General features: G+C 45.7%; 6 protein-coding genes and 1 riboswitch. Of the genes, 1 reads left to right on the top strand and 5 read right to left on the bottom strand.

Features of this window, described 5'->3' with window-relative positions; translation table 11 throughout:
• Positions 1-158: 158 nt before the first annotated feature.
• From AACQ17_RS07170 to guaB, 4 genes are all read right to left on the bottom strand, one after another.
• Complete coding sequence (locus tag AACQ17_RS07170; protein WP_094148105.1) at positions 159-1,847, bottom strand: chitinase; 1,689 nt, start codon at positions 1,845-1,847, stop codon at positions 159-161.
• Positions 1,848-2,127: 280 nt separating this feature from the next.
• A complete protein-coding gene (gene thiD, locus AACQ17_RS07175; RefSeq protein ID WP_094148107.1) occupies positions 2,128-2,985 on the bottom strand; it encodes a bifunctional hydroxymethylpyrimidine kinase/phosphomethylpyrimidine kinase in 858 nt (285 codons plus the stop codon).
• A 100-nt stretch (positions 2,986-3,085) separates the two neighbouring features.
• Positions 3,086-3,196, bottom strand: a riboswitch (TPP riboswitch).
• A 48-nt stretch (positions 3,197-3,244) separates the two neighbouring features.
• A complete protein-coding gene (guaA, locus tag AACQ17_RS07180; protein ID WP_017044245.1) occupies positions 3,245-4,798 on the bottom strand; it encodes a glutamine-hydrolyzing GMP synthase in 1,554 nt (517 codons plus the stop codon).
• 96 nt (positions 4,799-4,894) lie between these two features.
• Entirely contained in the window at positions 4,895-6,358 is a 1,464-nt protein-coding gene (gene guaB / locus AACQ17_RS07185) for an IMP dehydrogenase (protein ID WP_026028100.1), read from the bottom strand.
• Positions 6,359-6,588: 230 nt separating this feature from the next.
• On the opposite strand from guaB, the gene xseA reads away from it, so the two are divergent.
• Positions 6,589-7,920 (top strand): exodeoxyribonuclease VII large subunit, encoded by a 1,332-nt coding sequence (gene xseA / locus AACQ17_RS07190; protein WP_047689015.1) that lies wholly within the window; start codon positions 6,589-6,591, stop codon positions 7,918-7,920.
• Positions 7,921-7,924: 4 nt separating this feature from the next.
• Here xseA and AACQ17_RS07195 read toward each other — a convergent pair whose 3' ends face one another.
• A complete protein-coding gene (locus AACQ17_RS07195) occupies positions 7,925-8,149 on the bottom strand; it encodes a zinc ribbon domain-containing protein (RefSeq protein ID WP_199871416.1) in 225 nt (74 codons plus the stop codon).
• Positions 8,150-8,617: the final 468 nt, after the last annotated feature.

An 8,617-nucleotide genomic window follows, 5' to 3' on the forward strand; every position in this document is an offset into this window, starting at 1 on the left:
TTGATAAAAATTACGCGCGGATTTTAGTGGAGTAGCACACAAAATGGAAAGAACGTTAACGAAAACTAAGATTGTAAATTTAACCACTTGATTGTTCAAAAAGAGAGCAGAGCAACCGAATTCGATCGTGCTGCTCTCCTTTTGCTAAATGTTACTCTCTATTGACAGTTTATTTCATCCCAAAACCAGTTACTTTGCGTGGGTGATTCCCATACTCCGGGGTTATTTTTAGCCATAAAACACTTTCCATTATGCGTAATTTTATCGCCATTTTTTGCAACAGTAACCCCTGCAACCCAGCTTGAAAAATCACTGCTTGGTGGCGTAGGCTCTGGCGTGACGGGCGGTTCTGGCTCATTGACCACTGGTGGTGGCTCAACAGGGTCAGGTGTTGTGGGCGCTGTTGGTTCACCCGTAATAAGCTTCCAAGGATCACCTTGAGTGGGTTCATTACCTTGTGACCACCACTTAGCTTCATAAGTAGCGCCTTTATAGCTCACCTTATCGCCCGTGTTATATACCTTTGTTGCTTCCCAGCCGACGATGCCATCCACTGGCGGCTCTGGTGGCGTACCGGGATCAATCGCATCCACAACACGCACTTGGGGCCAGCTAGAATGTGAACCATAAAAGTTAGTCACACATTTTTCGTAATCACCAGCAACAAGGGCTGAATACGCGGTTTGGAAACCAACCAGTTCACATTCAAACGAGTAGCCACCTGGGCGATCAGAGTAATATTTCCAATTACCATCCCAGTTGGTATACAGCACATCCGTCGCACCGTTCAAATTTAAGCTACCGTAAGGCGTTTGCTGCCAACAGGTATTCTTTTCATCAGACTCAATCGGTATTTGATAATGATCGGCTAGCCCTTCCCAGTAGCGAATACGATTAACCGGTTGACCTTTATCTTTGTTCTGTTCACCGCACTCAATGCCACCATTGATAACGTTAATTGTGGTGCCAAAACCATAGCCAATACCGGCATCGCTTTCACGTTGCGAAGGTGTCCATGTACGGTCAATTACGTGCAACATTGCCGGTTTCGGTGCTTGAGGTGTTAAGAAAAACCAAATCGCTGAAGCTAAATTCAACCAAGAATCCGCTACTAATCCGGGGTTATTGAGTAGTACTTTGGCATCACCATCAAACATCACTTCAGAAAAAGCGCCATAGTTGAAATGGTAAGAGAGCTGCTTCGCGCCACGACCAAAATAACCTTGCCCAGCGGCGCACGGCCAACGAGCATTTTGCCAATCATTTTGGCCACAACCGGTTGTGTAACCACTTTGCCCTTCAGACCAACCCATTTCACGCACATGAACCAATGCTTGCTGCCATTCTTCAAGCCTATTCGGATTATCAGATACGTTGTCTTTCGCAATGTGACCACCCGTTTCTTGTGAGAAATGAGCAAAAGCCGTCACGATGGATTTTTTACAAATTGCGTCAGAATCTCGGCCATCCGTATATTCGCCACAAAACGCGGGGAATTTGCCAATTGCCCGTAAGAAGCGTGTGTAGGTGTATTCGGGAGCCGCCATTTGAGTTAAGAAATCCCACTCGTACTGTGGAAAAACTCGTTCAACACGCTTGACGTTTTCAGGGTTAGAACTTAACCCCGGTACTATTGCTTCAACAATTGCATTCGAACGCGTTTCTAGTGCTTTCGACCAGATGGCATACATGGGATCCGCTGTTTTGGCTTTTTCTGACGCTTGTAGCTCTACTTTAGAGACAATATAACCCGCGGAATTTTCAGGGTCAGGTAAGATATTTAACGCGTAACTGTTTGCGGCTAAGACACTGCTAATCAGCATGGCTAAATGCTTTGTTTTCAACATATCAATCCCTTATTTTTTGCTTAGTGGGTACGGTGAAAATAGTATGGATAGCCGAGCCATTGTTGACAGTGAAACTTATTAATTAAATGTCAAAATGCGAGTGGTTTCATCATGATGTAAACCAATTATCGTACGGCGACATCGCCCTTTGAAGGCAAGTCGATAAATATGAAAAAGCCTCAAAAAAGCTTGAGGCTTTTAGAGTTCAATCTATTTTTCATCAGGTTAAGTGAACAACCAATGCCTCAAATTTCTCAAGCATCATCGCACCGGCAATGGCTTAGCGCACATGAGCGTGGCCAGTAAAAAAGTGATGAACTGGGCCGCGACCTTGGCCAACATCCAGTTCATCGGCATAGCCAATGGCTTGCGATATGTACTGCTTAGCCAAATACACGGATTTGTGCAGGTTATTTCCTTGAGCAAGATAAGAAGCGATCGCAGAAGAGAGCGTGCAACCCGTCCCATGGGTATTTTGGGTTGGAAAACGCTTCGCACTGAGTAATTCTGACGAAGATTGCATGATCAAAAGATCGTTACTGTTTTCATCTTGTTCTAAATGCCCACCTTTTAGCAACACCGCCTTTGCACCCAACGCTCGTAAATCAGCCACCATACCGCTCATTTCGACTTCAGATTGAGGAACTGGCTTACCAGTAAGTACTGCTCCCTCAAATAAATTGGGGGTAATAATGTCAGCCAAAGGGATCAACATTTCTTTTAATGTACTGATTGCCGATTGCTCAAGTAATAAATCACCACTGGTCGCCACCATCACGGGGTCAATCACAAGGCTCTTGGGTTGGTATTGCTGCATTTTTTTGGCAACGATCTTGATGATACTGGCATCGGCTAGCATGCCAATTTTAACGACCACGATCTTCAAGTCGCTAAAGACGGCATCTAACTGGCTTTCGATGTGATCAAGTGGAATGGGGAAAATGGCGGAAACGCCTTGAGTATTTTGTGAAGTAATGGCGGTAATAACGGAACACGCGAAACTGCCAGTTGCCGATATCGCTTTGATGTCGGCTTGAATGCCAGCCCCTCCACCGCTATCAGACCCTGCGATAGTGAGTACAACAGGTATGTTTAATAGCGTCGTTTCTTGTGTGTGTTTCTGTATTGGTTGTGCCATGGTCGCTCCTATGACAAGACATACAGGAACTGACTTTGACCGTGGTTTGGAAAGTTCGGTAATCGAATTTACAAAGGTTAGCCGTTGTTATTCGGCTCGTGACAAAGTGCTCATAGTTCCCTACGTCAGTATTAACTGAATCAGGTTCGACGGGTCTCGAATTTCGATCTCAGCCGATGCAGAATCTGCATCGGCTCCCCGACTATTTCGCTGCAATCATAGCAGGGCACTCACCGAAGGAGTACGCTTTTTTGGAGGATTATTCCCACTCAATGGTGGCTGGTGGCTTACCTGAAATATCGTAAACCACACGAGAAATACCATTCACTTCATTGATGATACGGTTAGAAACCTTACCCAAGAACTCATAAGGCAGGTGCGCCCAATGTGCTGTCATAAAGTCAATGGTTTCCACAGCGCGTAGCGATACAACCCAATCGTATTTACGTCCATCACCCATAACGCCTACCGAACGAACAGGTAAGAAAACCGTGAAAGCTTGGGACACTTTGTTATACAGATCAGCGGCATGCAGCTCTTCAATGAAAATAGCATCGGCGCGGCGCAGCAAATCACAGTACTCTTTCTTCACTTCGCCCAACACGCGTACGCCAAGGCCAGGGCCTGGGAATGGATGGCGGTAAAGCATGTTGTAAGGTAGACCAAGCTCTAGGCCAATCTTGCGTACTTCATCTTTGAAAAGTTCACGCAGTGGTTCAACCAATCCCATTTCCATATCATCAGGCAAACCGCCAACGTTATGGTGAGATTTAATCACGTGCGCTTTACCTGTTTTAGAGGCAGCCGATTCAATCACATCTGGGTAAATCGTGCCTTGCGCAAGCCATTTCGCATTTTTCAATTTCTTTGATTCTTCATCGAAGATATCAACAAACACATGGCCGATGATTTTGCGTTTCGCTTCCGGATCAGACTCACCTTGCAGTGCGTTGAGGAAACGATCTTCTGCATTAACATGAATGATGTTTAAACCAAACTTGTTGCCAAACATATCCATTACTTGCTGAGCTTCATTCAGACGCAATAGGCCGTTATCAACGAATACGCAGGTTAATTTATCGCCAATCGCTCGGTGAGCCAGCATCGCCACAACTGACGAATCTACACCACCCGATAGGCCAAGGATCACCTCATCGTCGCCGACTTGCTCTTTAATACGAGCAACCGCATCTTCGATGATAGACTCAGCCGTCCATAGACGCTCACAACCACAAACGTTGAGAACGAAATTCTCAAGCATTTTTAGACCGTTTTTGGTGTGCGTGACTTCTGGGTGAAATTGCACGCCATAATATTTTTTCTCTTCATTCGCCATTGCCGCATAAGGACAAGTTTCCGTTTGCGCTGTTTTGACAAAATCAGCCGGAATTTGCACCACTTTATCACCGTGGCTCATCCAAACGTCTTGCGTTAGCTCAAGGTCGCTAAACAGGGCCGATTCACCCATTAGCTGTACAGCTGCATAACCAAATTCACGTTCCTCAGAACTGGCCACTTTTCCGCCCAACTGTTCAGCCATGGTTTGCATGCCATAACAAACACCAAATACAGGTACGCCAGAATCAAACACATATTGTGGCGCACGCGGAGAGTTGGCTTCAGTCACGCTTTCAGGACCACCAGAAAGAATAATGCCATCTGGGTTGAATTCACGGATGTCCGCTTCTTCAACATCCCAGCTCCACAGCTCACAATAAACACCGATTTCGCGAACACGGCGGGCAACCAGTTGTGTGTACTGAGAGCCGAAATCTAAGATCAGAATACGTTGGTCATGGATATCTTTAGTCATTTAAGGTCAATCTCAATCATTAATGTAGTGGATGGGGAGCATCGCGCTCCCCTAAGCTTCAATCTATTAAGCTTCAATCTATTCGTGGTTCGTTAATTAACCCAAGCGGTAGTTTGGCGCTTCTTTGGTAATTTGAACGTCATGCACGTGCGACTCTTTCATACCTGCACCAGAGATACGAACAAACTCGGCTTTAGTGCGCAGATCTTCGATGGTGGCAGAACCGGTTAGACCCATGCTTGAGCGTAAACCACCCATTTGTTGATGGACGATCTCTTTTAGACGGCCTCGATAAGCGATACGGCCTTCGATCCCTTCAGGTACAAGCTTGTCAGCTGCATTGTCAGATTGGAAATAACGATCAGAAGAGCCTTGAGACATTGCACCCAGCGAACCCATACCGCGGTAAGCTTTATATGAACGACCTTGGAACAAAATAACTTCACCCGGAGCTTCTTCAGTACCAGCAAACATGGAGCCGACCATCACGCAAGATGCACCAGCAGCAATCGCTTTACAAATATCGCCAGAAAAACGAATACCGCCATCAGCAATCACAGGAATACCGTATTGATCAGCCACTTCAGCTGCATCAGAAATCGCCGTAATTTGAGGAACACCAACACCCGTTACAATACGCGTTGTACAGATTGAACCCGGGCCAATACCGACTTTGACCGCGCTTACGCCCGCGTCAATTAGAGCTTTCGCACCGGCACCCGTTGCAACATTGCCGCCGATAATATCGAGATCAGGATAAGCGGCGCGCGTTTCACGAATACGGTTAAGTACACCTTCTGAATGGCCATGAGAAGAGTCAATCAGTAGAACATCCACTCCCGCTTCCACTAATGCTTTTACGCGCTCTTCATTGCCAGCACCGGCACCAACAGCCGCACCAACACGTAAACGCCCTTGTTCATCTTTACAAGCATTCGGTTTGCGTTCTGCTTTATGGAAATCTTTCGCGGTGATCATACCAGTCAGTTTGAATTCATCATTCACTACCAAGACTTTTTCAACACGCGCTTTGTGCATGCGCTCTTGTACATCCTGACGAGATGCGCCCTCTTTAACTGTGGCTAAGCGATCTTTTGGTGTCATGACTGCTTCAACTTTTTTTGTTAAATCAGTAACAAAGCGAATATCGCGGCCGGTGATGATACCGACAAGCTCATTGTGATCGCTCACCACAGGGAAACCGGCAAAACCATGTTTCTCTGTCAAAGCAATCACATCTTGAATGGTTGCATCAGGGCGAACTGTTACTGGCGCAGTGACTACACCCGCTTCAAAAATTTTGACAAGACGGACTTGTTCAGCCTGCTCTTCAATGGGCATATTTTTGTGGATAAAACCAATACCACCCTCTTGGGCAAGAGCGATCGCAAGGCGAGCCTCTGTCACTGTATCCATAGAAGCTGAGATCATCGGAATGTTCAGTGCGATATTTTTGGTCAGCTGAGTATGGAGATCGGCTGTGTTTGGGAGAACGGTGGAGTGTGCTGGTACGAGAAGAACATCATCGAATGTCAGCGCTTCTTTGGCAATTCTTAGCATTTGCAATATCTCACAATTAAGAGGAGTGAATAAAAGGTAAATCCAAGTTGTCTCAATTTGCCCTAATACACAATGAACAGGATAAATCGATTTGGATTTGATATTGCGGTCGGATTATACGCCCGAGGCAATCGCTTGACCACTCATTTTTTCATTTTTAATTTGCATTCCAACCCTTGATATGTATTATATTGCCGCTAATTTCCATACCCTCGTCTAGGGGATTAGCCTTGCCTTCTTTGACCAACGAAAACATCTACACTGTCTCTCGTCTCAATGCTGAAGTACGCCTGTTACTTGAAAATGAAATGGGCATTGTGTGGCTCGTTGGTGAAATATCGAACTTCTCCGCTCCGGTTTCTGGCCATTGGTATCTCTCACTCAAAGATTCTCGCGCGCAGGTAAAATGTGCGATGTTCAAAGGCAATAATCGCTTTGTGACCTTCAAACCTAAAAATGGCCAGCAGGTACTTGTTAAAGCGCGTCTTTCTCTTTATGAACCCAGAGGTGACTACCAAGTCATTATCGAGAGCATGCAACCCGAAGGGGATGGTCGTCTCCAGCAAGAGTTTGAAAAGCTGAAGATGCAGTTGGCCGCAGAAGGGCTGTTTGCACAATCCAATAAGCGCCCCTTGCCGGAAAATCCTCAATGCGTCGGAGTTATTACTTCAAAAACTGGCGCAGCCCTGTTTGATATTCTTGATGTGCTCAAGCGGCGCGATCCAAGCTTGCCCGTCATCATTTATCCTACACTGGTTCAAGGCGAACAAGCGGCCATTCAAATTGCTCAAGCAATTGGTCGAGCAAATGCGAGGCAAGAGTGTGACGTATTGATTGTGGGTCGCGGTGGCGGTTCTTTAGAGGACTTATGGTGTTTTAACCACGAGATCGTAGCGCGCACAATTGCCGCTAGTCAAATCCCAATTATCAGTGCCGTCGGGCATGAAATCGATGTGACGATTGCTGATTTTGTGGCTGACGTACGTGCCCCAACCCCCTCCGCTGCTGCAGAATTAGTCAGCCGAGACAACAGTAATAAGCGACAAGCTTTCGCCTCATACCAGCACAAGCTACAAAGTGCGATGCGCTATTACACCAGTCAACAAGCGCATCATTTACGCGCTTTGGTTCACGCGCTAGAGAAACAGCACCCCACTTACCGCTTGCAGCGTCAAAGCCAGCAACTTGATGACACAGAAATGCGCCTACAGCGGGCGATACAGCGCTATATTTCGACTCAGCGCGAGCACATTGGCCAGCAATACCATCAACTTCAGTTGCATTCTCCCGTACAAACCTTAGCGAAGCAGCAGCATCGACTAGCCAAAAGCGAGCAACGATTGCTGGACGTAATGGAGAAAAAACTCCTGCGCACAGCACACCGTTTAACGCTAGCTGCAGAGAAGCTTGACGCAGTAAGCCCATTAGCGACACTAAAACGAGGCTATTCGATCACGCGAGATAGCTCAGGCAAAGTGATTCACCGCGCTTGCGATCTAAAAACTGGCGATCAATTGATTACGCGAGTGGCGGATGGCGAAGTTTTCTCTACCGTTAATTAATCACTTAATCTTGTGCTTGAAACTCAAATCGAATCTTAGATTTTGATTTGAGCTCATTGCATGAATTACAGAAAAAGTTTGCTGCGCCACACGCCTGCAATTTCTCCAGCTCAGAATCACACTCAGGGCAAAAACCAATTTTGTTAAAGTGATGTTTGCACTGAGCACAATGGTAACGCCCATCCCACGCCAGTGGATTTTGGCAACAAGGGCAAAGATTTTCCTGCATATTGATCCCATCTCTCTTTGTGTCTTTCACATAACATCTTTCACATAGTGTGATTTTGGTAGATGTTTTATACCGTTCGTTTTAATAGATAGCTCGTTTGCGTAGATAGATCGTGCATGTGATAGCCGACACTTCATCAAACGGCACGTATGGTCTCGGATTATCGAGAGTTCAGCTTTGATCTCTATCACAATACCTTCAGGCTCACCAACCACCTCATACACATTAGGCTATGATCGATAAAAGATCTCTGCCTGATCATTTGCTTTATCTGCTCCGTTCAGCGATCTACTCTCAAAAGAACATTTATATAACCACACACCGAAAGCATAAGTTACATATTCTGCATATGGATTTATAACGATACAAAACTCCATTTTATAGCTAATAAATCAAAAAAATCAGAATATATTAAAATGATCTTTTGGCGAAATGTTCTACTCATTTTGTTTGATACTTATACAAAGC

The sequence above is a fragment of the Vibrio sp. V10_P2A27P122 genome (assembly GCF_963874335.1).
GTDB lineage: Bacteria > Pseudomonadota > Gammaproteobacteria > Enterobacterales > Vibrionaceae > Vibrio > Vibrio anguillarum.

Coding starts and splice junctions, on each gene's coding strand:
- AACQ17_RS07170 (WP_094148105.1), bottom strand. CDS start 1,847: ATGTTGAAAACAAAGCATTTAGCCATGCTGATTAGCAGTGTCTTAGCC.
- thiD (WP_094148107.1), bottom strand. CDS start 2,985: ATGGCACAACCAATACAGAAACACACACAAGAAACGACGCTATTAAAC.
- guaA (WP_017044245.1), bottom strand. CDS start 4,798: ATGACTAAAGATATCCATGACCAACGTATTCTGATCTTAGATTTCGGC.
- guaB (WP_026028100.1), bottom strand. CDS start 6,358: ATGCTAAGAATTGCCAAAGAAGCGCTGACATTCGATGATGTTCTTCTC.
- AACQ17_RS07195 (WP_199871416.1), bottom strand. CDS start 8,149: ATGCAGGAAAATCTTTGCCCTTGTTGCCAAAATCCACTGGCGTGGGAT.